This window comes from Pseudomonas sp. CFBP 8758, from assembly GCF_014841725.1.
In the GTDB taxonomy this organism is placed as follows: Bacteria; Pseudomonadota; Gammaproteobacteria; order Pseudomonadales; family Pseudomonadaceae; genus Aquipseudomonas; species Aquipseudomonas baltica.
Genome location: NZ_JACYUK010000004.1, coordinates 1 through 22,001, shown reverse-complemented (window position 1 = coordinate 22,001; position 22,001 = coordinate 1). Strand labels below are relative to the sequence as shown.

The 22,001-nt window shown below is 61.7% G+C and carries 20 protein-coding genes and 1 tRNA gene; 12 read left to right on the top strand and 9 right to left on the bottom strand.

Features of this window, described 5'->3' with window-relative positions; genetic code table 11:
* Positions 1 to 194: 194 nt before the first annotated feature.
* Positions 195 to 1,172, top strand: a complete 978-nt coding sequence (locus IFT75_RS09440) for a YihY/virulence factor BrkB family protein (RefSeq protein ID WP_185795101.1) — start codon at positions 195 to 197, stop codon at positions 1,170 to 1,172.
* 16 nt (positions 1,173 to 1,188) lie between these two features.
* Here the strand turns inward: IFT75_RS09440 and IFT75_RS09435 are convergent, their stop codons facing one another.
* Complete coding sequence (locus tag IFT75_RS09435) at positions 1,189 to 1,596, bottom strand: GNAT family N-acetyltransferase (RefSeq protein ID WP_342214375.1); 408 nt, start codon at positions 1,594 to 1,596, stop codon at positions 1,189 to 1,191.
* Positions 1,597 to 1,714: 118 nt separating this feature from the next.
* On the opposite strand from IFT75_RS09435, the gene IFT75_RS09430 reads away from it, so the two are divergent.
* Positions 1,715 to 2,350 carry a DUF998 domain-containing protein gene (locus IFT75_RS09430; RefSeq protein WP_192054546.1) on the top strand — a complete coding sequence of 212 codons (636 nt, stop codon included), beginning with the start codon at positions 1,715 to 1,717 and terminating at the stop codon, positions 2,348 to 2,350.
* A 4-nt stretch (positions 2,351 to 2,354) separates the two neighbouring features.
* Here the strand turns inward: IFT75_RS09430 and IFT75_RS09425 are convergent, their stop codons facing one another.
* From IFT75_RS09425 to IFT75_RS09410, 4 genes are all read right to left on the bottom strand, one after another.
* Positions 2,355 to 2,684, bottom strand: coding sequence for a DUF202 domain-containing protein (locus tag IFT75_RS09425; protein WP_192054544.1), 330 nt, complete (start codon positions 2,682 to 2,684; stop codon positions 2,355 to 2,357).
* Positions 2,681 to 3,082, bottom strand: a complete 402-nt coding sequence (locus IFT75_RS09420; protein ID WP_122474951.1) for a YidH family protein — start codon at positions 3,080 to 3,082, stop codon at positions 2,681 to 2,683. The genes IFT75_RS09425 and IFT75_RS09420 overlap by 4 nt, the downstream gene beginning before the upstream one ends.
* A gap of 87 nt (positions 3,083 to 3,169) precedes the next feature.
* Positions 3,170 to 4,360, bottom strand: coding sequence for a sensor histidine kinase (locus tag IFT75_RS09415; RefSeq protein ID WP_192054919.1), 1,191 nt, complete (start codon positions 4,358 to 4,360; stop codon positions 3,170 to 3,172).
* Between the two features lie 118 nt (positions 4,361 to 4,478).
* Positions 4,479 to 6,611 carry a putative bifunctional diguanylate cyclase/phosphodiesterase gene (locus IFT75_RS09410; RefSeq protein ID WP_192054542.1) on the bottom strand — a complete coding sequence of 711 codons (2,133 nt, stop codon included), beginning with the start codon at positions 6,609 to 6,611 and terminating at the stop codon, positions 4,479 to 4,481.
* A 221-nt stretch (positions 6,612 to 6,832) separates the two neighbouring features.
* Between IFT75_RS09410 and IFT75_RS09405 the strand changes: the two genes are divergently transcribed.
* Positions 6,833 to 7,876: an MBL fold metallo-hydrolase gene (locus tag IFT75_RS09405; RefSeq protein ID WP_244652737.1), complete on the top strand. Its 1,044-nt coding sequence runs from the start codon at positions 6,833 to 6,835 to the stop codon at positions 7,874 to 7,876.
* A 12-nt stretch (positions 7,877 to 7,888) separates the two neighbouring features.
* Here IFT75_RS09405 and IFT75_RS09400 read toward each other — a convergent pair whose 3' ends face one another.
* Both IFT75_RS09400 and IFT75_RS09395 read right to left on the bottom strand, forming a co-directional pair.
* Entirely contained in the window at positions 7,889 to 8,800 is a 912-nt protein-coding gene (locus IFT75_RS09400) for a formate/nitrite transporter family protein (protein WP_192054538.1), read from the bottom strand.
* Between the two features lie 104 nt (positions 8,801 to 8,904).
* A complete protein-coding gene (locus IFT75_RS09395) occupies positions 8,905 to 9,786 on the bottom strand; it encodes an alpha/beta hydrolase (RefSeq protein WP_192054536.1) in 882 nt (293 codons plus the stop codon).
* 219 nt (positions 9,787 to 10,005) lie between these two features.
* On the opposite strand from IFT75_RS09395, the gene IFT75_RS09390 reads away from it, so the two are divergent.
* The 8 genes from IFT75_RS09390 to IFT75_RS09355 all read left to right on the top strand — a co-directional run bounded on the left by IFT75_RS09390 (position 10,006) and on the right by IFT75_RS09355 (position 18,728).
* Complete coding sequence (locus IFT75_RS09390) at positions 10,006 to 10,989, top strand: 2-hydroxyacid dehydrogenase (protein WP_192054534.1); 984 nt, start codon at positions 10,006 to 10,008, stop codon at positions 10,987 to 10,989.
* Positions 10,990 to 11,195: 206 nt separating this feature from the next.
* Positions 11,196 to 13,133, top strand: coding sequence for a flavin monoamine oxidase family protein (locus IFT75_RS09385; RefSeq protein ID WP_192054532.1), 1,938 nt, complete (start codon positions 11,196 to 11,198; stop codon positions 13,131 to 13,133).
* 129 nt (positions 13,134 to 13,262) lie between these two features.
* Complete coding sequence (locus IFT75_RS09380) at positions 13,263 to 14,156, top strand: nitrilase family protein (protein WP_192054530.1); 894 nt, start codon at positions 13,263 to 13,265, stop codon at positions 14,154 to 14,156.
* Positions 14,157 to 14,168: 12 nt separating this feature from the next.
* A complete protein-coding gene (locus tag IFT75_RS09375; protein WP_192054528.1) occupies positions 14,169 to 15,359 on the top strand; it encodes a hypothetical protein in 1,191 nt (396 codons plus the stop codon).
* Positions 15,360 to 15,372: 13 nt separating this feature from the next.
* Positions 15,373 to 16,359 carry an asparaginase gene (locus tag IFT75_RS09370; protein WP_192054526.1) on the top strand — a complete coding sequence of 329 codons (987 nt, stop codon included), beginning with the start codon at positions 15,373 to 15,375 and terminating at the stop codon, positions 16,357 to 16,359.
* Between the two features lie 80 nt (positions 16,360 to 16,439).
* On the top strand, positions 16,440 to 17,108 hold the full coding sequence (locus IFT75_RS09365; protein ID WP_185795112.1) for a UPF0149 family protein: 669 nt from the start codon (positions 16,440 to 16,442) through the stop codon (positions 17,106 to 17,108).
* Between the two features lie 104 nt (positions 17,109 to 17,212).
* Positions 17,213 to 17,289 (top strand) — tRNA-Val (locus tag IFT75_RS09360).
* Between the two features lie 146 nt (positions 17,290 to 17,435).
* Positions 17,436 to 18,728, top strand: a complete 1,293-nt coding sequence (locus tag IFT75_RS09355) for a sensor histidine kinase (RefSeq protein ID WP_192054524.1) — start codon at positions 17,436 to 17,438, stop codon at positions 18,726 to 18,728.
* Positions 18,729 to 18,978: 250 nt separating this feature from the next.
* On the opposite strand, the gene IFT75_RS09350 is transcribed toward IFT75_RS09355, so the two are convergent.
* Both IFT75_RS09350 and ampC read right to left on the bottom strand, forming a co-directional pair.
* Positions 18,979 to 19,539 (bottom strand): hypothetical protein, encoded by a 561-nt coding sequence (locus tag IFT75_RS09350; protein WP_122474916.1) that lies wholly within the window; start codon positions 19,537 to 19,539, stop codon positions 18,979 to 18,981.
* 73 nt (positions 19,540 to 19,612) lie between these two features.
* Positions 19,613 to 20,752 (bottom strand): class C beta-lactamase, encoded by a 1,140-nt coding sequence (ampC, locus tag IFT75_RS09345; RefSeq protein ID WP_446731068.1) that lies wholly within the window; start codon positions 20,750 to 20,752, stop codon positions 19,613 to 19,615.
* Between the two features lie 133 nt (positions 20,753 to 20,885).
* Between ampC and IFT75_RS09340 the strand changes: the two genes are divergently transcribed.
* Positions 20,886 to 21,260: a c-type cytochrome gene (locus IFT75_RS09340; RefSeq protein WP_185795116.1), complete on the top strand. Its 375-nt coding sequence runs from the start codon at positions 20,886 to 20,888 to the stop codon at positions 21,258 to 21,260.
* The last annotated feature ends 741 nt before the right edge of the window (positions 21,261 to 22,001 follow it).

The window sequence follows — 22,001 nt, the reverse complement described above, 5'->3', positions numbered from 1 at the left end:
TTCGCCAACGGTCATCAAACGATGGCCGTTGTGCTATTGGGCGGACACGGACGTACATACTCTGATTGTCGTTTTTCCTGCAGCTTTACGGTAGAAAGCGTGCCGCTACAAGCCTGCCGCGGCTGCCTGACTCAGTTGAGCTGCGCATCCACTCAGGCAGGGTATTCGAAAGTCGAGTGGCGCAAGGAGACGCTATGCTATTTCCCCACATGAACAACCTGCCTTTCATGAAGGTCATGGTTCGCACGGTCAAGGAATTCGTCGACGACGAAATGCCTACTTATGCTTCGGCATTGGCCTACCAGATGTTGTTCTCGCTATTCCCTTTTCTGCTTTTCCTGATTGCCTTGATCGGCTTCCTGCATCTGCCGGATTTCTTCTCGTGGATGCGTCTGCAATCCGAGTTGGTGCTGCCGCCACAGGCGTTGGAACAAGTCAATCCGGTGATCGACCAGTTGCAGCAGTCCAAAGGTGGTTTGCTCTCCATCGGTATCGTGGTTGCGCTGTGGACTGCCTCGGCAGGCGTGCGACTGACCATGAGCGCAATGAACGCTGCCTATGATGTAGTCGAAGAGCGTCCGGCCTGGAAGCGCATTCCCCTGTCGATTCTGTACACCATCGGCCTTGCCGGCATGCTGTTGTGCGTAGCGGCCTTGATGGTCACCGGTCCCCAGGTCATGCAGTGGCTGGCCGGGCAGATCGGCATGGAAGATTTCATCGTCACGCTGTGGACCATCCTGCGCTGGCCACTGATCGTCATCCTGCTGATGATCGCCGTTGCGGTGATCTACTACGTCATGCCTGACGTGAAGCAGGAATTCCGCTTCATCACGCCTGGCTCGATGCTCGCCGTGGTGGTGTGGATCGTCGCGTCGCTGGGCTTTGCCTACTACGTGAAGACGTTCGCCGACTACAACGCCATGTACGGCAGCATTGGCGCGATCATCGTGTTGCTGTTGTATTTCTACATCTCTTCTGCGGTGCTGTTGCTCGGTGCCGAGATGAATGCGGTGATCGAGCACATGTCGGCCGAGGGCAAGGACAAGGGTGCCAAAGACCCTGAAGATACCACCCCCGCTGTGGACCAGACCGGGACCGTGCCCACGGGCGAAAAGGACCTGCGTGCAAGTCCTGCCACGCCGTCATCGGTTGCAGCGCGCCCGCAGCCTTGAGCCGAGGCTATGCAGATCAAGCGGCAGTCGGACGCACCAGGGCCAGCAAGTTCTTGCTGGCTTGGTAGCGCTGCAGGCGCTGGGTCAGCTCGGCAGGCAGAGTGGTTGCATCCTCGAAGCCGGCGCTCAGGTAGAAACCACGCAACGGCGGTTCGCAAAACAACCATACCGACCCGCCCAGCGTAGCCTGGGCGGTGCTGAGCAAGCGTCGGCCCAAGCCCTTGTTGCGCTGATCGACAGCCACGTGCAGGCCGGTTAACCAGTGCCCCCCGGCCACCGGCAGGAAGTTCGAACCTGCAACGATTCCGTCGCTCCTTGCTACCCACCAGCGGGCGTTGCCCACGCTGCGCATCCGACTGTTCTGCGACTTGTAGAACTTGTCCAGCAGCGGTCGCGCACAGGTCGGTAGTTCGATGAATTCCACGTAAATGTGTCCTGTTATTGCCAAAGCGCCAGGTTTGCCCAATGGCGGGAGAAATTGCTTCGTGACCGCACCGGCGCTGTAGTAAGGTCCGGGCCTCTTTTTATGACGGAGATGCGCTGTGCAGCAGCCGATTCGCAAATTACTCTATCTGGCTGGCCTGATCAGCCCGCTATGGCTGGCCGCCAGCCTCATCGTGACCGGCAGCTTGTACGCTGGGTACAGCCACATCGATCAGGCGATGGGTCTGTTGGGCGCCATCGATGCACCCACCCACGCCCTCTGGGCCTGGCTCGGTCCTTACCCGCTGGGCCTGTTGTCGATAGCGTTCGGTATTGGCCTGTACGCGGGCCATGCTCATCTGCGCCTTGCGCGGCTGAGCGCCTCGCTGATCATCGTGCACGGTGTGGCGAGCCTGGCCGCTGGGTATTTCACCTGCGACGCCGGCTGTTCCCTGCAATACCCCTCGACACAGCAGAACCTGCATACCATCGCCAGCGTGATCATGTCGGCAAGCCTGTTGCTCGCCAGTGCGCTGTGGATTGTCGTGGCACGCCGCGAGGGCCGCAAGGGCTTGGTCTGGTTATCCCTGATCTGTAGCCTGTTTGCGCTGGGCTGCCTTCCGTGGATGGCAGCAGCGATGGACGTTGGCCGTGGCTTCGGCCTGTTCCAGCGAGTCAACTACTTCGCTTCACTGGTGTGGGTCGCCGGGCTGGCGTGGGCATTGCTCAAGGCCGAGCGCAACGAATACGCCTGAGGCTTCAGGTCATCAAGGTGATCCAGATCGCCGCGCCGCCGATCAGGGTGACCATGCTGCCCAGGCCAAGCACGCCCGTCACGTCGGCCGGGAAGCGCGCGCGGCTGATCCCTTCCACCCTGCAGCGGTATCGACGCCGTTGGCTCAGCCAGATCAGCAGCGCTCCCAGCAAAGTGAATGCGATCAGGCCACCGGCGAAGCGCCCGTGGTAGGGCATCCAGCGCAGAAAGAACAGACTCGCCACCAGCATCGCCAACAGGGTCCGTCCCCACGCCAGCAACGTCCGTTCAGGCTGCAGGCCTTCGTCCTGATGTCCCGCTTGCAGCAGGCTCATCGCAATACGACGAAGGCTATCAGCGCTGCCGTGACCAACGCACCGCCGATGGACAGCAGCGGCACCAGCAACGGAATGGGCAAGGGCTGCTTGTGACGCATCGCCCGCTCCACGTTCAGCCAGCGCAGGCTCGCACTGGCACTGAGCAGCATGCCCAGCAGCAGCAGGATGACCGCCAGGCTCTTGCGAAACTCGGGTGCGAACACGTCTGCAGTGAATGCTTCGACAGCGATGCCGCCAGCCATCAAGGCCAGGGCTGTACGAATCCAGGCCAGAAACGTGCGTTCGTTGGCCAACGTGAAGCGTGGGTCGGGCTCGCTGCCGCCCGTGAGCAGCTTCAGCTGTCGCGCGCTGCGTTGGCCATGAGTGGGGGGGATCCCGGGGTCAGGTCTCGCCATGTGGGTGCCAGGCAGGGTGTGGAGGTAGGGCGATGCTACCATCGCCAGCCGTCGTGCCGGCCACTTTCCGCGTAGCAGGCCCAGGCCTCAGTCGCGGTCGGTGTTCACGGGCAGGTGGAAGCTGAACTGCGTACCGTTTTCATCGCTCGACGCGACTTCCAGTCGACCGGCGTGGGCCAGGGCGATCTGATAGGCAATGTACAAACCCAGTCCAAGGCCCCCGCGCGGGCTGCGCACACTGGGCCGGGCAAAGGGTTTGAACAACTGCGAGCGCACGTTTTCAGCGATCGCCGGCCCCTGATTATGCACCGACAAGGTGAATGCCTGATTGGACAGTCGGCCGCACACGCGCACCTCGCTGTCCGGAGCACCGTGGATGATCGCGTTGGACACCAGGTTGGAAAGCAGTTGGCCAATACGCTCCTTGTCGCACAGCACGCCTTGCAGATCATCGACATCCATCGTGATGACCCGGTCGGGGTGAATGCGCTGCAGCTCGGAGACCACGTGCTCCAGGCTCCGCGTCAGGTCGGCGTCGGGCTGCAGGTCCACCACGATGCCAGCACCGAGTCGTCCACGGGCAAAATCCAGCACATCTTCGATCAGCTGCGAGGCGCGACGTGCACTGGTCTGGATATGCTTGACGATACCCAGGCTGCGCTCATCGGTGACGCGTCGCTGCAACAGCTCCGAGCCGGCGTTGATGGCAAACAGCGGATTGCGCAAGTCATGGCCGAGCACCGCAATGAACTGATCACGCAGATCGGCCATTTCACGCTCTTCCAGTAACGCGGTAGCCGTGCGCTGGTGCTGTTCTTCATTCTCCATCTGCAGCGACAGCAATCGCGAGAACGATTCCATCATGGGTTCGATGGTGCTGCCTTTGAGGCAGGTAGGCCGTGGATCGAGCGCACAGATGGTGCCGAAAAAGCTGCCATCGGCGCGGAATATAGGCGTCGATATATAGCTTTCGAACTTGTAGATGCGCGGAGCGTGATGGTTGCAGTACACCTCGTCTTCGCTGACCTTGTCGATGATGACGGTCTGCTGACTGACGCGTATCTCGTGACACAGGGTAGTGGTCACGTCCAGTTCGTCGCCGACCCCCAGGCCAAAGCCGATGCTGTCGAGCACCGCGCACGTGGTCCACGAATCTTCGGTAACTCTGGCTACCGCTGCAAAACGCATCCCGGTGGTTTCGCAGATGACCTGCAGGATTGCCGGGACCGCGTCGATACGCGCGAGGGTGGCTATGTCGGCTGCTGCAGTCGTGCCCATGGAGTGTCCACTGTGGTTGCGCATGCCGGAACCATTGGCTGGTCGTGTCCGGACGGTGCACCGATTCTAGCGATGCCGCTCGAGCCTGTAAAAAAATCTTGAGTCCGCACGGCTTATATCAGCTGTAATCACGTGCCTGCGGTACCTCACGAACCCTGCGCGAGGCGCTCTGCTGCTTGAGCAATGGCTCCAGCGCCAGGTGATCCAGAACGGTGCTCAAATGATCACCCTGTACCTCTGCGCATCCTTCTTGCTGCAGGCAGAGTAGCCGTTGCGCGGTATCGACACCGGCGCCGATCACACGAACACCCATGGCCTTGCCCAGGTCGATCATGCCGCGCACCATGGCGCGGTCATTCGGGTTGTCGCTCATGCCGGCCACGAAACGTCGTTCGATCTTCAACCCATCGAAGGGATACAGACGCAGGTATCCCAGGGAGCAGTAGCCACTGCCGAACTCATCGAGAATCAGCCCGGTACCCAGTTCCTTCAGTGCGGTCAGTGCACCTACGGCACCGTCGGCACAGCCCAGCATGACCTGCTCGGCAACCTGCACCTGCAGACGGCTGGCAGGCAAGCGGGCTTCTGCCAGCGCGTCCCGAACATCGCGAGAAACATCGCCGCGGCTGAATTGCGCCGGTGCCAGGCTCAGCGACACGGCAATCGACTGTGGCCAATGGCGCGCTGCCTTGCAGGCCTCGCCCAACATCCAGCGGCCGATCGCTACGATCAAGTCGCTGCGCTCGGCCAAAGGCAGGAAAACGTCCGAGGTGAGCAAACCTTCGACCGGGTGCTGCCAGCGCAGCAGTGCCTCGACCGCGACCACTCGGTCGGCCTCGGCGCCATACCTGGGCTGAAACTGCAGCAGCAATTGTTCATGGCGTATGGCTGATGCCAGATCGGTTTCCAGTTGCCTGAGCTGGTTCTGTCGGTCCAGCGCCGGGGCAAAATGCTGCCAGCTGCCGGCGCCTTGAGCCTTGGCCTGACGCAGGGCGACGTCCGCGCAGCGCTTCCACTCGCTGGCATCGCCACGTGCGGGCCGGTCGTGAACCACGCCGATATTCACACCCACCTGCAGCTGTCTGATGCCATGCGCGATCGGGCGCTGGATGTTGTCGATCAGGCGCTGACAGAAATGCTCGATCTCGATCATCTCGTCGATGCTGGCCAGCACGAGCATGAACTGCCCGGCGTGCAGGCGTGTCACCAGATCATTGCTGCGCGTGCTGTCGCGCAGGCGACTGGCGACTGTGCGCAGAACACATTCGCGTGCGGGCTTGTCCAGGCTTTGCTGCGCTGCGTCAAACCCTTCCAGGTCCAGCAGCAGCACGGTCAATGGCAGCGGACGCAGGCGATCGGCCAGGGTCTGGTCGAGGAACCGCGTCAGGGCATGCTCATCACCCAGGCCCGTCACGGCATCGTGGGTGGAGCGGTGGGCCAGCTGGGTCTGGGCGCTGACATGGTCGGTGACGTCGACCACCGTACCGCGGTAACCGACCACACGTGATTCATGCACGATGGGTCGTGCTGCAATGCGACTCTGGCGGGTCTGTCCCGCGCTGTCGCGGTAGCTGCAGCGCAACTGACCAGTCCCTGCTGCTGCGGCGGTGCTTCCCAACTGTTGCAGCCATTGGCCCGGAGGGAGGGTTTCGCACTGCAGCAGCAGTTCAATGGGCTGGCCCAGCCAGGCATCACCTGCCAAACCGGTGGAAGCGGTGAATTCCGATGACAGATAACTGACCCGCAGGAACTCGTCGGTTTCCCATATCCAGTCGGAACTGGCACGGGTCAGGTCATACAGGCGCTCTTCGCTCGATTGCAGGGCTCGATGCCTGTCCTGCAACCGCGCATGATCCCGGTCGATGTCACGCAAGCTGCGCAAGGTCCTGAGCAGCAGCCCGCCGGAGGCGATCAGCACGACGAGCAACAGTGTGGCAATCGTCGCCGGCGACATCGCCCAGAGCGGCTCGCTGCCCGGTGGCGGCGTCTGCACGGGCAGTCCCGAGCCGGCTTCTTCGAGGGAAATCAGCGGCCGGCCACTGTTATCCCCCATATCGCGTTCGCCGCTCAAGCTGTTCGCGGCGACCGTCTCTGCCGAAGGATCGCTGGCATGATCCGTCGCGGCGGGAACGCCGAGCACGGCACTGCCGGCAATCAACACACTGGCAAGGATGGGCAGCACGAACGCCAGCACCAGAAGCCGTGCATGGCGTAAGTAGCGGGAGGGGTTGGCGGCATCAACAGCATTCATGAGCAGCGGTCCTTGCGAACAGACGTTTCCTGATCCCATTCGGACGGCTGCGGCGGCGACATGGTTCCCGCCGGGCGACCAAGCGCCGATGCAGGCACCTTCTCGGCGCTCCGGGCCGACCACGGGCTTTTCACGCCAGGCCGAAAGCGTATGCTGTAGCACGCATCTTCCAGCCAGAGGGCTGCATGAATATTCCACTGCTTTTCGGAGTGCTTGCGCTTATGACGTCGTTCTCACCTAATGCCGAAGAACTGCCAGGCTCGTTGCGCGAGGACGGCCAGTACCGCAATCAGGTGGTCCTGCCCAAGGACGGCTTCATGAAGAAGCTGCGCATCGGCATCAAGTACCTGCTGTTGAGCAAGCCGCCAGGCACCCGCCCGCAGGCGGCATTGCCGGTCGAACGCCTGTCTCGCCAGCAACTGCTGGCGGCGCCGGACCACAGCCTGTGGCGGTTGGGGCACTCGACCGTGCTGCTGAAGATGAATGGCCAGTTCCTGGTGACCGACCCGGTCTTTTCCGAGCGCGCCTCGCCTGTGCAGTGGGCAGGCCCATTGCGCTTCCATCAGCCACCGATCAGCATCGCCGACCTGCCGCCGATCAAGGCCGTCATCCTCTCCCACGACCACTACGACCATCTGGACGAGCAGGCGATCAAGGCGCTGGCAGACAAGACCGAATACTTCCTGACCACCCTGGGCGTGGGCGACCGCCTGGTCGACTGGGGCGTGCCCGCCAGCAAGGTGCGTCAGCTGGACTGGTGGCAGGAAACCGAAGTGGGCGGGTTGCGTCTGGTGGCGACCCCATCGCAGCATTTCTCCGGGCGCAGCCTGTTCGACAGCAACAGCACGCTATGGGCATCGTGGGTGATCATCGACAAGGACTTCCGGCTGTTCTTCAGCGGCGATACCGGTTACTTCCCGGGCTTCAAGCAGATCGGCGAACGGTTCGGGCCCTTCGACCTTACCCTGATGGAAACCGGTGCCTACAACGTCGCCTGGCCGAACGTGCACATGCAGCCCGAAGAATCCCTGCAGGCGCACCTGGACCTGCGCGGCAAGACGCTGCTGCCGATCCACAATGGGACCTTCGACCTTTCCATACACGATTGGCACGAACCTTTCGATCGCATCAGCGCACTTGCGCAGGCCAAGAGCGTGCCGTTGAGCACGCCGCGCATGGGGGAGCGGGTCGACATGCGCAATCCCCAGGCCGGTGTGCACTGGTGGGAGCAGGTCGACTCACCGGCCCCCTTGGCTACGCCCTGATGCAGCCCCGGCTCAGGCGTCGGCGTTGGGTTCCTTGCGCGCCTTGCCCTGCCCATCGTCCTTGGGCGGCAGGCCACTTTCGCTTCTGATCTGGGCATGGCTGATCAAGGCGAAAATGAAGCTGCCGCCAATGATGTTGCCGGCCAGCGTCGGTGCGGCAAAGTCGAGCCAGAAGGCTTTCCAGTCCAGCTCGCCGGCCCATACCAGGTAGGAAACCTCTGCCGAACCCACGACGATGTGGGTGAAATCGCCCAATGCCATCAGGTAGGTGACCAGGATGATGATCCACATCTTGGCGCTTTCCTGCGAAGGAATCATCCAGACCATGGTGGCGATCATCCAGCCCGAAATGATGCCTTTGGAAAACATCTGCGACAGGTCGTTTTCCATCACCTTGCGGCCGATGTCGAGAAAGGCGACATCGGTCTTGGCATCGAAGATCGGCAAATGAAGCATGACGTAGGACACCAGCAAGGTCCCCGCCAGGTTACCCGCCAGGACCACGCCCCATAGTTTGAACAGCCGGCCGAAATTGCTCAGGCTCGGCTTGCTCATGATCGGCAATACGGCCGTCAGGGTGTTTTCGGTGAACAGTTGCTGGCGCGCCAGGATCACTGCAAGAAAACCGGCCGAGTAGCCCAGGCTGGCAATGACCTTGCTGGTTTCGCCATCGGGCAGGCGCGAATTGAACAGCCCCATGGCCATCAGCGACAGGCCCATGGTCAGTCCGGCGGCCAGGGCCGACCACCACAGGGCGGCTACCGTACGTTCGAGTTCGTGGTCGCCTTGTATACGAATGGTTTCATGCAGCACCGCCGCACGGGGCGGTTGATTCTCATGGACCTCGGCTTTTTCGTCGGCCGACAGGCCAGGGGTCTTGCCGTCTTCTTCAGAGGCATCAAGGCTGGGTTCGTGCTTTTCCATGGAGGTTCCTGCGAATGCGCTGGCGCGCGTGCCCGGTGCACGGCTGCCACAGCACAGACCTTCAGGGCGCTGAATAAGTTGCGTCACCCCACGCTTTGCCTCCACTACAGACCGAACACCTCGCGCAGCGCCTCGGCATAGGCCTGGCTACCCAACGTCATGCTGTTGTTGTGCGTGCCACCTGGTACCAGCAGCAAGCGTTTGGGCTGGGCAGCGGCATCGAACAGTTCCTGGCTGAAACGCGGCGGTACATAGCGGTCGTCCAGGCCATGAACGATAAGCACCGGTATCCCGATGTCGCCGATCTTGTCGATGGAGTCGAATTTCTCCGACATGATCCAGCGCACGGGCAGCGACGTATTGGCCACGGCCGCTGCGGCAGCGGCCAGATCGGTAAAGGTGGACTCCACGATCAGCCCGGCCGCCTTGGGCTCGTCACCCTCGGCCAGATGCTCGGCCAGATCCACGGCGATCGCACCGCCCAGCGAATGACCATAGATGAATCGGCGCTCGGCGTTGGGCTGAAACTGCACCAGCCGTGCCCAGGCAGCCTGGGCGTCCTGGTACACGGTGCGCTCCGACGGCAACTCGCCGGGGCTTTCGCCGAAACCGCGGTAGTCGATGGCCAGCACCGAGAAGCCCAGCTCGCGCAGCTGACTGATGCGCCGCACTTGTGCCGTCAGGTTCCAGCGGGTGCCATGCAGATACAGCACCGCCGGCGCATCGGCGCGCGGCGCCGGCCACCACCAGGCGTGCAGGTACTGGGTGCTGCTCAAGGCTTTCTCGACCGGAATCTGCAGCTCGGTCACCCCGGAAGGCAGTCCCGAGTACCAGCTCGCCGTGCCTGGTTCGATGTTGAACAGCAATTGCCGCTCCTTATAGGCCAGTTGCGAGCAGCCATACGGCAAGCCGATACCTATCGCCAGAGCCAGCAGCAGAAAGGGAAGCCAGCGCCGACGACGGGGCGCGGTGGTAGGTGTTGCCATGCATGCACACTCCAGACGGGTCTCTTCACTGGACCGGAACGCACTGCAGGCTGTTCATTGCAAATTGATTTCAAGCGGTGTCAGGTACCGTTCGGGACGGTTGCCCGGTGCCCAATGCGCACGCTCTATTGCCATGACCGAGCCGATATTCTACTGTCCGCCGACTACCGATGTTTGCGCTACCATTGCGGGCAGCGTTTCAACACAAGAGGGCGACACATGAAAATCGTGATGGTGGGAGAGGCCGCGACACACCGCGAGATGCTTGCCGCAGGCTTGGACTGCCCGGCGCAGTTCGTTGCGCTGCCCCGTGAGGCCCATGAATCGGCTGCCTGGGACGCGCAGATCGAAGGCGCCGACGTGCTGGTCTCGATGCGTTTCCAGCGTACTGGCCCCGCGCCGGCGTTCCGTCTGTTGCAGGTACCCGGCGCCGGCCTGGATGGCATCGACTTCGCAGCGCTGCCGCTCGGTGCCACTGTCTGCAATGTGTTCGAACATGAAATCCCCATGGCTGAATACGCCCTGGCCTGCATGCTCGAACACCAGATCGAGCTGGCGGTTCTTCGTGCGCGCTTCAGTACCGAACACTGGACGGGTGCCTACCTGAAGCGTCAGCCGCGCGGCGAGCTGTTCGGCAAGACGGTCGTCATCGTCGGCTTTGGCCGAATCGGCCAGGCTGTTGCCACCCGTGCCCAGGCTTTCGGCCTGCGCATCATCGCCATTTCCGCTCGCGCCGAAGGCGGACGGGTCGACGGCCCTATGGATGAGGCGTACACACCCGGCGAACTCGACCAGGCGCTCTCGCGTGCCGATTTCGTCATCCTCACCTGCCCGTTGAACGAGCGCACCCGCGGTTCATTCGGCGCTGCGCAGTTTGCCGCGATGCGCCATGATGCCGTATTGATCAACATTGCCCGCGCCGCCGTGGTCGATGAGGATGCGTTGTACCACGCCCTGCGCGACCACCTCATCGCCAAGGCCTACCTGGATGTCTGGTACCACTACCCCAGCGGCGACACCGACCCGGTCGCACCCGCTCACCACCGCTTCGAAGACCTGTCCAATGCCTACTGCACGCCCCACGCCTCCGGCTGGACCCAGGGCCTGTTCGAACGCCGCTACGCCTTCATAGCCGCCAACATCAACCGGCTGCACCAAGGCCAGCCCCTCCAGAACGTCGTTACAAACCCCCGTCCCGTCTAACACCCGACGCGGCGACACACCCGGCCCCCTGTAGCAGCGGCGCGAGCCGCGTCCGGCCACACCGCAACTTCCCTGAACCACCGCACCTGCTTCCCACATACGCCCCAAATCCTTCCTACACCGCAGCCCCCCAATCCCTCTGCCTGGACGCACCACGGCTTCGCACACTGACGCCTCCTCAATCCGACCGACAAGGACTGTCATTCATGACCATCGGCTCATCCCACAACCATCCCGCCGACATCGCAGCCGCCGTGCAAAACCCCGCCAGCCTGCCGTGGGCCGCCCGCTTTCCCAACCCTCCGGATCTATGCTTCGACTACCGCCGCCTGCTCGAACAAACCGGGGGCATTGCTCACGCAGGTAACGCACAACACCGCATCTGCATCATTGGCGCGGGCGTCGCAGGGTTGGTGGCAGCTCGCGAACTGCTGCGCTGTGGCTTCGAACGCATCACCTTGATCGAGCAGTCGCGCCGCCTCGGCGGACGTCACCTCACCGTGCAGGTCGACAGCCCTCAATCCACGCCCTCGACGCCTTTCGAAATGGGCGCCATGCGCATGCCCTTTTTCAATCGCACCGGCGAGGCGCCTGTAGACGGCCGCTCATTGATGGCCTACTACGCAGGCCTGTACGATCTCAAGACCTCAGACTTCCCGAATCCCGGCACGCCCTTCGTACACTCCACCGGCATCTATCTGCGCGAAGGTCGCCTGGCAGGGGGAACCGAACCCCAACTGCTGATCTGGAACAATCCCGACGGCAGCACACCGCCACCTACCGCCGTGCTGCAAGCCGTCTACCAGAAATGGAAGCTGTTCGCCGAGCGAATGGCGATGCAGGTCGCCGCCGTGTTCGGCAGTCAACAGTGGCCCGCCTTGTGGTCTGCGATTGTCACGCGCTACCAACATGTAGCGTTCCGCGAGCTGGTTCGCGCTCCTTGCATACCCACTTGGGATCCCAGCCGGCCGGGCGACTTCGGTGGTCTGGGTATGTCGGCCGCCGAATCGTCGATCTTCTACGCCATCGGCATAGGCGATGGCAGTTGGGGCGCTTTCTACGACGTGTGCAGTCTTTATCCACTGCGCACCGCGATATTCGGCTTCAGCAGCCATTTGCAATTGGTACACGGCCGTGTCGATGGCCAGGGTATGCCGCTACCTGCCCCGTTCCTCACCGAGCACGCCGTGACTGACTCCAAAGGTGTGGCGTTCGCCACACCTCGCTACCTGGGTCTGGCTGCATTGGATGAGTGTCTGATGTTCATGCCGCTGGGGGAGGGGGCTCGCTCGCCTTACGAACGATTGCGCGAGCAGCCTGCTGGCCTGATCACCGACAGCCCGGTGAACAGCCTTACGCGACTGGCCGACGGCAGCATAGAAGTGGGTTACCGCTGGCACCAAAGCGACGCGCTGGCCAGCTGGCAGGTGAAACAGAGCTTCGACTCGGTGATCGTCACGGTGCCCTCCTGGATCCTCGAAACGCGAATCCAGGTGGCTGGTTTCACCTCGGCCATGCTGCCTCAGGCCACCATCGATGCCTACAAGACCGCGCACTGGGAAACCAGCTGCAAAGTCTACGCGCCGCTGAAGAAAACCTTTCTCTCGGCCAGGCGTGACATACCGCAGATACTCGTCACCGACAGTTTCGTGCACGACGTCTATGCCTACCGCTACAACGACAACTATGCCTATGACTGTATCCTGCTCAGCTACACCTGGGAGGACGATGCGACCAAGCTGGCGGCGTTCAGCGACGCCGAGCTGGTCGACAACTGTGTGCGCGAGCTGGACCGCATCTTGATGCGCTGCAGCAACGTCGGCACGCGCATTTCCCCATTCATCGACACGGCCAACGCACGCGTGCAGCGCTGGGTCACGGACCGTAATGCGCTGGGCTGCGCCAAGCTTTACCGGGCAGGCGCGTATCAGGATGCGGTCGGGCTCATGAGCTACAACCGCGATTACAGCCGCCTATCCGGGCTGTACCTCGCAGGTGAATCGTTTTCCGTCGACGCCGGCTGGACCGAACCGGCCATGCGCGGCGCCGTGGACGCGGTGATCAACCTCTGCGCCAACCAGGGCGCAGTGTTCAACGGCGGGTTCGACCTGTCTCATTACCCTCGGTATGGCACCGAGTCCTGAACGACTTTGTACCCTCTTGTCCTACCTGCCGGATTAATCCTACAGATGCTTGGGAAGCGTCCGGTTCTATGATCTTAACGAATGCGTTTCTATGCGGAGGCAATCCAAAAACAACAAGAAGGTGCCTCCATGTCCTCTGTTTCCGCTATCAGCCCCGTGCGGGTCGCTGTCGTTCAGTTCGATCCACAATGCGGTCTCGAGCATCGCTCGTTCAACCTCTCCCATAGCCTTCACCTGGCCCAGCGCGCGGTCGCGGGAGGCGCCCAACTGATCGTGCTGCCGGAGCTGGCCAACACCGGCTACGCCTACCGCAACCGCGAAGAAGCGTTCGCGTTGGCCGAGGCCGTGCCCGAGGGCCCCAGCGCGCAGGCCTGGATCGAGTTCGCCCGCGAACATAAGGTCTATCTCGCCGCCGGCCTGGCGGAGCGCGACGGGCACCAGCTTTACGACTGCGCAATGCTGGTGGGGCCCGACGGCTTCATAGGCAAGTACCGCAAGGCTCATCTGTGGAATCTCGAAAAGCTCTGGTTCAGTCCCGGCGACCTTGGTTTTCCGGTGTTCGAAACGCCCATCGGGCGCATCGGGCTGATGATCTGCTGGGACGTCTGGTTTCCGGAAGTGCCACGCCTGCTGAGCCTGCAGGGTGCCGACATCATCTGCAGCCTGAACAACTGGGTCTGGACGCCGCCGCCGCTGTTCGACGAAACCGGCAAATGCATGGCGTCTTACCTGACCATCACTGCAGCGCACGTCAACAACACGTTCATCGCTGCAGCCAATCGCATCGGTACCGATCGCGGCGATCGCTTCCTGGGCTGCTCATTGATCGCCGGTACCAACGGTTGGCCGCTCAGCGAGGTGGCCGGAGCCGAAGAGGAAACCATCCTCTATGCCGACGTCGACCTCGTGTCCGCACGCAGCGCGCCGATCTGGAACAGCCTCAACGATCTGCCGCGCGACCGTCGGGTCGACCTCTATGGCTCGATGCTGGGCTATGACCGTCACGCCGCGCTGCCGCGCTGAGGAGGGCTGGCCATGCAATCCTCTCTGGAAGACACACCAACCCGCGCATCCAGCGGGACTTTAACTGGCCTGTTGATGCTGTCGCTGGCCATTACCCTGACCGTCATCAGCGGCAAGCTGCTGGCCATCGACGCACTGTGGCCCAGCTATGGCGACATGATGGCTAACTTGCACCACCCAGCAGCCTGGTGGCGCTGGGTAGTGGGTGATATCAGCGAAGTCGCGTTCTACAAGCATGAGTTTGCCTCCATCGGCCTGCTGGCAGGTGCCGGACTGGGCTGGTGGGCCAATCACACCGGCAAGCGCTGGCAAGGCTTCGCGATCTGCTACGGCACCGGGCTCTGGCCATGGGTGGTGACCAGCTCTCTGCTCGGCCTGGGTCTGGGCAATCTGCTCTGGGGATGGACACTTTCGGCCGATACCTGGCAGCCGACTTTCGTCGCGTTCGTGTCCATGCCGGCTGCCACGGTGCTGCTGTTTGGGCGTGGCTGGCGCGTGGCGCTTACCGGGGCCGTGATGGGCGCCGTGCTGATCACCCCGGCCTGCCTGCTGATCGTCAAGTACGTGTGTACCCCGCTGGCATTGCCAGTGGTGATCGGCAATGTTACCGGCATGGCAGTGGGCAGCGTAATCGGCTTCCTGCTGTGCAAGCGCTTCCCGGTTCTGGTCAGGCCCGACGCGACGCCTGCGCAAGCGCCACCGGTGGTTGCTTCTCCGGCCAACTACGGCCTGCGCTGGACCTTGCGCCGTATCCTTGCGGATTTCTCCGAGGCCCCGTTCTTCGGCAACGAATGGGCCAGCCTGGGGTTGGTGCTGGGGGCGCTGCTGGCGCTGATGCTCAATCCGGCCAGTCCGTTCTACGGTTCCGGTTGGCTGTTGCAGCTGTTGGCGGCGCAAACCCTGGCCTCGGCGCTGGGTGTGCTGATCTGGCGCCGTCAATGGATTGCTCGCGGCTGGTATCCGACCTACATTCCCGTCGTCTCGGTAGCCCCCGCCGCGATTCTGGTCCATGGTGGCAGCCTGCCGGTGATCATCCTCAGTGCCGCATTGGGCGCACTGCTGGCGCCGCCCCTGGCCGTCGCCATCAGCCAGCGGCTGCCGTCCTACATGCATGGCTACATCGGCAACGTGCTGTCCATGGCAATCAGCACCGTGCTCATCCTTCCGCTGATCGGTCTGATCATCGGCAGCCCAAACCTCTGACGGAGTACCGCCCATGGCTCTACCCAGACTATCCGTAGGTGCCCTGGGCGGCACCATCAGCATGCAGACCCAGGCCACTGGGGCAGGTGTTCAACCCAGTTTGAGCGGGCAGGGCATGGTGGACCTGCTGCCCGAGTTGACGTCGCTGGCCGAGGTTCAGGTGCACACACTGAATCTGCTGCCCAGCGCCTCCTTGAGTTTCCAGGCCTTGCTCGAGGCCCTGGAGTGGGCCCGTAGCTGCATCGCGGCTGGAGCCGTCGGGGTGGTCTTGAGCCAAGGCACCGATACCCTGGAAGAAGCCGCCTTTTTCCTCGACCTGCTGTGGGATCTCGATGAGCCTCTGGTGCTGACAGGCGCCATGCGTGCGGCATCGCATTGCGGTGCCGATGGCCCGGCTAACCTGCTGGCTGCAAGTCAGGTGGCGCTGGCCGAACATAGTCGCAGGCGTGGCGTGTTGGTAGTGATCAACGATCAGGTGCACGCGGCGTCCCGGGTGCGCAAGGTCGCGGCATTGGCCATGGATGCCTTCGCCTCGGCACCCTACGGGCCGATTGGCCTGATGATCGAAGGTCGGGTGCACTACGCCGCCGCGCCTGCAGCGCGCTGCTGCCTGCCGTATCCCACCCGAATCGATCACACCGTGTTGCTACTCGAAGCCACACTGGATGCAGACACCCTGCTGCTCGACAGGGTCGTCGACGCCGGGTATCGGGGCGTGGTCATTGCCGGTTTCGGCGCCGGGCATGTATCGCAGTGCTGGGCCGCCAGCCTGCACGTCATTGCCCAGCATATGCCAGTCATAGTGGCCACTCGCACGGGCAGTGGGCCAACGGCCAGCTGCAGTTACGGTTTTGTAGGCGGCGAGGTGGATCTGCAGGCGAAAGGCGCCGTGATGGGCGGCTTTCTCTGCCCGCGCAAATGCAGGATTCTGCTGTGGATCTTGGTTGGTAGCGGCCAAGAGCAAGACATCAGGCGTTACCTGAGCCCGTCGGACAACTGATCAGCAGCAGATCCGGGGACATCGTCCACGCTGGCGGCTACAATGCGGGCATTCTTTTTGATGACCCGACCGAGCAGACCATGGCCTACAACATCAGCAATGACGCGCTGACCGACGCACAACTGGATTACGTGGAAGACGTACTGGGGCAATACGCCAGCGAGAAATCGGTCGGCAGCATCTCCGAGCTCGATGGCTTTTTCACAGCCATCGTTTCGTGCCCTCAGGCAATCGCTTTCGACGACTGGTACGCAGCGCTGTGGGGTGGGCCTGATCACTTGCCGGTCTTCAAGGACGACAAGCAGTTCGAGAAATTCTTCGACCTCCTCATCCAGCACATGAATCAGTTGGCCATGTTGCTGGAGGAAGACTTCGAAAACTTCGCGCCAATCTTCAATCTGTTCGACGACGAAGACGTCGTCAGTGTCGAGGACTGGTGCTATGGCTATGAGCGTGGGGTCGTGGTGGGTGGCAGCTGGCTCGACATGCCTGATCAGGAACAGGACCTGCTGGCGTTGATCACGCTGCACACCCAAGGTGTCGACCTCTTGAAACATGACGCATCAGGCGAGCAACTGGACGCCGAGGAGGCCATGGAGATGATCCAGATGGCCGCCATTCGTCTGCACCAGTACTGGTTCGAGCGTCGTCCGGGCAAGACGCCCATCACCGGCGAAACCAAGACGGGCCGCAACGATCCCTGCCCCTGCGGCAGCGGTAAGAAATTCAAGCAATGCTGTCTGCATTGACCTGCGCATCGAGTGCGTCCGTTGCAAGTGAGTGATTTTTTTACGATTGGCGGCAAATTGCCGTTGACAGTGGCGCCTCAATCCGTAAAATTGCGCGCCACAGCAGGCACGTAGCTCAGTTGGTTAGAGCACCACCTTGACATGGTGGGGGTCGTTGGTTCGAGTCCAATCGCGCCTACCAAACAAAATCCGCTCTGCTGGGCGGTGCAGAAGGGCGATCCGGAAGGGTCGCCCTTTTTCGTTCATGCGCAATATGCTTGCACATGCTTGCCGCCTTGGCTCGCCGCGCGCATTATCGCCAATCAATTCCTCAACCTGGCCCTTTGCATGTCCCACAGCCCGGCCCCATCGCCTATCGACGAGTCCGAACGCCTGGCTGCGCTCGAACATCTGGGTGTGCTCGACAGTGTCCCGGAGCCGGGTTTTGACGATATCGTCCAGTTGGCAACTCAGCTCTGCGGGACACCCATCGGCCTGGTTTCTCTGGTGGACCGCGAGCGTCAATGGTTCAAGGCGTGTGTCGGGCTCGACGTTTCCGAGACCCATCGCGACCTGGCGTTCTGCGCCCATGCCATCCTCGCGCCCGATACCGTGATGATCGTCCAGGACACTCATCTTGACCTGCGCTTCAAGGGCAGTCCGCTCGTGTTGGGCCCTCCCTATATTCGCTTTTATGCGGGCGCGCCGATCATCTCGCGCCAGGGCTTGGCACTGGGCACGGTATGCGTCATCGACACCGTGCCGCGCACGCTGGATGCGGCGCAGTGCAGCGCTCTGCAGGCTCTGGCACGGCAAACGGCTGCGCAATTGGAGTTGCGCCTGCTCAACGCCGAGCGCGAGCAACAGACCCTTGCCTTGTCCCGGCAGCTCGACAACGTGCTGGGCGAGCACCAGCAAACCCTGCAGACCCTGCGCCACGCCCAACGGGTTTCCTCGCTGGGCCAACTGACCGCGGGTATCGCCCACGATTTCAACAACCTGTTGCAGGCCGTCAGTGCCAGCTTGCAGATGACTCGCCTCAAGGCACGCAAGCCCCTGGAAGTCGAACGCCTCACCGAAATCGGCCTGCAGGCGGTACGGCAGGGCGCGCAATTGATTCATCACCTGCTCGCCTTTGCCCGCCGCGAAGAACCCAGCGTGCAGGCGGTCGTACTCGACGAGCGGATCGAGCACAACAGTGACCTGTTCGGTCGCGCGCTCGGTACGGCGACGAAGGTGCAGCTGGATCTGCAAGCGCCAGCGCAGGCGGTGATGTGCGACGCCCATCAATTGGATGCTGCGTTGCTCAACCTGCTGGTCAATGCGCGCGATGCGCTGCGCGGTGCCGGGCAGATCCGCGTGGCCACCTGTGAACGTGTCGTCTGCGGCGACGCGCAACTGGCCGACGGTACCTACCTTTGCCTGAGCGTTGCCGACGATGGGCCGGGCATCCCGGAAGACGTATTGGTACAGGTCTTCGAACCGTTCTATACCACCAAGACTGCCGGGCAGGGCACCGGGTTGGGGTTGTCGCAGGTGTACGGTTTCGCGTCAAGCGCAGAGGGTATCGCACGTATCGAGAGCCGGCTGGGCGAGGGCACAACCGTTACCCTCTGGCTACGACGCGCAGCAGCGGTATAGCGAATCACTTACACGCGGTGGCTCCAATCGCCTCTACTGCGATCACCGTCATCCCAGTAATCTAGCCTCACTAACTGAGACGAAGGATGCGACTCAGGGTCAGGGACGACCGGCCATTGCAAGGAAGCTGCTGACAGGATGTTGGAATGGCTAGACAAAAAACCCGCTTCGGCGGGTTTTTTGTTGGGCGCTGTTTTGTCCTGCGTACAGCAAACCCCCTGCCACAGCCGGGCAGGGTGGGCCGATTCCGTTACTTGCCAGTCACGATACGCTTGACCATGGCCGCATGACCCGTCTGGTCGCTGGCGCGAGAGATGACCTGGACAACCGACATGGTCGGTCCCGAGCCGGCCACGAAGGTGGTCGTCATGGTTGCGCCGCCGCCCATGGTCGCGGTGCTGTCGATTTGTTCCACGCCCAGCTTTCGCAAGGTGATACGTTTTTCCGCAGTCTTCTTGAAGTCAGGCAGCGCAGTCGCCTGTTGCTTGATGAAGCCTGCAGTAGCACCCGTCAGGAACTCATCATCGTTGTCGGCGGCATGCCCACCCTTGGGAATGGGCAGTTCAGTGGTCACCACCACGCGTCTTTCGCTTTCATTCATGTACATCATGCCCTTGGCACCTGCAGCTTCGCTTTTCGGATCGGCAGGTGGCAGCGGGTTGGCGGTGTACCCCGCAGGCAGGGTGAACATGAACTTGCCGTCGAGCGTCTTGACGGTCTGCGCTTTCGGGGCGCTCGGTGCTGGCTTGGCAGCCCAGGCCACGTTGACCAGGCCCAGCGTGAAAGCGAGAAACAGGCAAGTGCGGCGCATCGACGAAACTCCTATAAGGTCAGGAGTCGGATCCTACTCCAGACCCATGGGCTTGAGAACGTGCGTGAACCCCCTACTTATCCAGTCGCTGGTCCAGTGCCTGGACAAGCTCATGAGCGAACCTGACCCGCGCTTCGTTCGGATAGTTCTTGTTCGCCAGCACCACGACGCCGATCCCCCGTGATGGGACAAACGCCACATACCCGCCAAATCCATTGGTCGACCCGGTTTTGTTGACCCATACCTTGTCCAGATGCCGCAGCGGGCTTGTGGGTTGGGAAGTCAGGGCTACTGCATTGGAGTTGCCTTGCGCCAGGGTGTCGAGCGCTACGGGATAGGCGTATTGCTCCCAGATCAGGGCTTGCGTCATGCCACCTACCCTGAAGTAGCCCCGTTGCGTGGCATCCAATGCCTCACGCAGCTTCGCAGGCAAGGCCACCGCGCCCATCTGTGCCTGAACATAATGAAGCATGTCCCGCGCACTGGACTTGAAGCCATAGGCTTCCTCGGCCAGTACCGCCGGGTTCAGCCGCACCGGCTTGTCGTTCTTGTCGTAGCCCTGCGCATACAACGGCAACTGCGCAGTCGGGACATCCAGGTAAGTGTGGGCAAGGCCCAGGCCTGGGAGCAGCCTGTCGTGCATGGCCTGGCCGAACGACATTTTCATGCTCGTGGCCGCGATCATCCCGAGCAACCCAATGCTGGGGTTCGCATAGCTGCGCTGGGTGCCCGGTGCATAGGTGGGCTGCCAGTCGCGAAAGTACGTCATCAGTTGTGCAGCGTTCTGGATGTCGTCCGGCAACTGCAGAGGAAATCCGCCGGCGCTGTGGGTGCCCAGGTCGGCGAGTGACGCCTGGTCCAGCGGTGTGCCGCGCAATGTGGGCAGATACTGGCCGGGATGATCGCTCAGAGACAGCTGCCTATTGGCTTGCGCATAGGTAGCGAGGGTGGCGGTGAAGGTCTTGCTGATCGAGCCAAGCTCGAACAGTGTGTCTGCGGTAACAGGCGCCTTCGTTTCGCGCGACGCCAGCCCATAGGTGAAGAACAGCTGTTGGCGACCGTCAGTGATAGCGATCGCCATGCCTGGAATGTTGTATTGCGCCATCAACGATGCGGCCCGGGCCTTCACGAGGCTTTCGACTGCAGGCTCCTCGGCATGGGCGCTATCGCCCGCCCATACGGTCGTGAATGCCAGAAAACCCGCAATGACCATGGCTGTGCCGGACCTGCGCATGAGTGACTCCTCTTCCATTTTTATTGGCTGTGATCACTCTGCATTATCCCGGCATCTCTCTTTGTTGTGTCAGCCGTTATGATGAGCATCTGTAACAACACTCCGAGGAAACATGAAATCAGTAACCTGCGCGCTTTTCACGCTACTGGTCGCGGTGCACGCCAACGCCATGGCCGCGGGAGACGCCGTAGCCGGCCAGGCGACATTCGACAAGAATTGCGGTGGTTGCCACAAGGTAGGCCGCGGTGCCCAGGCCGCATTCGGCCCGCAGCTCAATGGCGTGATCGGCCGTGCGGCGGGAAGCACCAGTGACTACAGCTATTCAGCAGAGATGAAGAACTCGGGCATCGTCTGGACCACCGAGAAGATCGCCGCCTTCGTCGAGGCACCCAGCGATGTGGTGCCTGGTACCAAGATGCGCCTGTGGTGGTTCGGCAACGATCAAAAGATGGCCGACCTTCTCGAGTACCTCAAAAGCAACCCTTAAGGCAGGTACGATACGGTGGAGGCGCGGCGCGGCCCAGGTCACAAGGCAGCATCCTACAACAGCGTGGGAAACGACCTCTTTGATTGGCGGATGTGGCTTCGTATTCTCCAAACCCTTTGATGAGGGCATTGGATGTCGAAGGTGATACTGGCATTAGTGATGTGTCTGACGGGTTGCGCATCGAGCGGGGTCTATCTGGCCGACCCCATGAACCCACCCGATCCCTGGCGAAAGGGACCAGCTTCGCACCGTGAACTGCCCATGGGCGATCCCAAGCGGCAGCACGTATGCCAGGTCGAACCGAATCGGTCTGAATGCGCGCCCCTTGGTTCCTGACGTCAAACGAACGATGTCGTGAAAAGTTTTGCGAACAGGTGTTGACTCACCGGCAAAATCTAGTAATATTCGCCTCCCGCTGACGAGCAATCGAAAGCGCAAGCGGTTGAAGTTGTTAGAGATTAACTAAATACTTCAAAATAAACGCTTGACAGGATGTGAGGCTAGCGTAGAATGCGCGCCTCGGTTGAGACGAAAGAATCAACCCACCGCTCTTTAACAATTGAATCAAGCAATTCGTGTGGGTGCTTGTGAGTTAAGACTGTTAGTCAACAAGATTATCAGCATCACAACAACTCCACGAGAAATCAAAGAGTTACCTCGATCCTTAGGGTTCGAGTTTGCGATTGCTGAGCCAAGTTTATAAGGTTTTCTCAAAACCTGATTGCAGTATTGAACTGAAGA

Excerpts from the sequence above, each read along its gene's own strand:
- IFT75_RS09440 (WP_185795101.1), top strand. The coding sequence starts at position 195 with ATGCTATTTCCCCACATGAACAACCTGCCTTTCATGAAGGTCATGGTT.
- IFT75_RS09425 (WP_192054544.1), bottom strand. The coding sequence starts at position 2,684 with ATGAGCCTGCTGCAAGCGGGACATCAGGACGAAGGCCTGCAGCCTGAA.
- IFT75_RS09420 (WP_122474951.1), bottom strand. The coding sequence starts at position 3,082 with ATGGCGAGACCTGACCCCGGGATCCCCCCCACTCATGGCCAACGCAGC.
- IFT75_RS09415 (WP_192054919.1), bottom strand. The coding sequence starts at position 4,360 with ATGGGCACGACTGCAGCAGCCGACATAGCCACCCTCGCGCGTATCGAC.
- IFT75_RS09410 (WP_192054542.1), bottom strand. The coding sequence starts at position 6,611 with ATGAATGCTGTTGATGCCGCCAACCCCTCCCGCTACTTACGCCATGCA.
- IFT75_RS09405 (WP_244652737.1), top strand. The coding sequence starts at position 6,833 with ATGACGTCGTTCTCACCTAATGCCGAAGAACTGCCAGGCTCGTTGCGC.
- IFT75_RS09400 (WP_192054538.1), bottom strand. The coding sequence starts at position 8,800 with ATGGAAAAGCACGAACCCAGCCTTGATGCCTCTGAAGAAGACGGCAAG.
- IFT75_RS09395 (WP_192054536.1), bottom strand. The coding sequence starts at position 9,786 with ATGGCAACACCTACCACCGCGCCCCGTCGTCGGCGCTGGCTTCCCTTT.
- IFT75_RS09390 (WP_192054534.1), top strand. The coding sequence starts at position 10,006 with ATGAAAATCGTGATGGTGGGAGAGGCCGCGACACACCGCGAGATGCTT.
- IFT75_RS09385 (WP_192054532.1), top strand. The coding sequence starts at position 11,196 with ATGACCATCGGCTCATCCCACAACCATCCCGCCGACATCGCAGCCGCC.
- IFT75_RS09380 (WP_192054530.1), top strand. The coding sequence starts at position 13,263 with ATGTCCTCTGTTTCCGCTATCAGCCCCGTGCGGGTCGCTGTCGTTCAG.
- IFT75_RS09375 (WP_192054528.1), top strand. The coding sequence starts at position 14,169 with ATGCAATCCTCTCTGGAAGACACACCAACCCGCGCATCCAGCGGGACT.
- IFT75_RS09370 (WP_192054526.1), top strand. The coding sequence starts at position 15,373 with ATGGCTCTACCCAGACTATCCGTAGGTGCCCTGGGCGGCACCATCAGC.
- IFT75_RS09365 (WP_185795112.1), top strand. The coding sequence starts at position 16,440 with ATGGCCTACAACATCAGCAATGACGCGCTGACCGACGCACAACTGGAT.
- IFT75_RS09355 (WP_192054524.1), top strand. The coding sequence starts at position 17,436 with ATGTCCCACAGCCCGGCCCCATCGCCTATCGACGAGTCCGAACGCCTG.
- IFT75_RS09350 (WP_122474916.1), bottom strand. The coding sequence starts at position 19,539 with ATGCGCCGCACTTGCCTGTTTCTCGCTTTCACGCTGGGCCTGGTCAAC.
- ampC (WP_446731068.1), bottom strand. The coding sequence starts at position 20,752 with ATGGTCATTGCGGGTTTTCTGGCATTCACGACCGTATGGGCGGGCGAT.
- IFT75_RS09340 (WP_185795116.1), top strand. The coding sequence starts at position 20,886 with ATGAAATCAGTAACCTGCGCGCTTTTCACGCTACTGGTCGCGGTGCAC.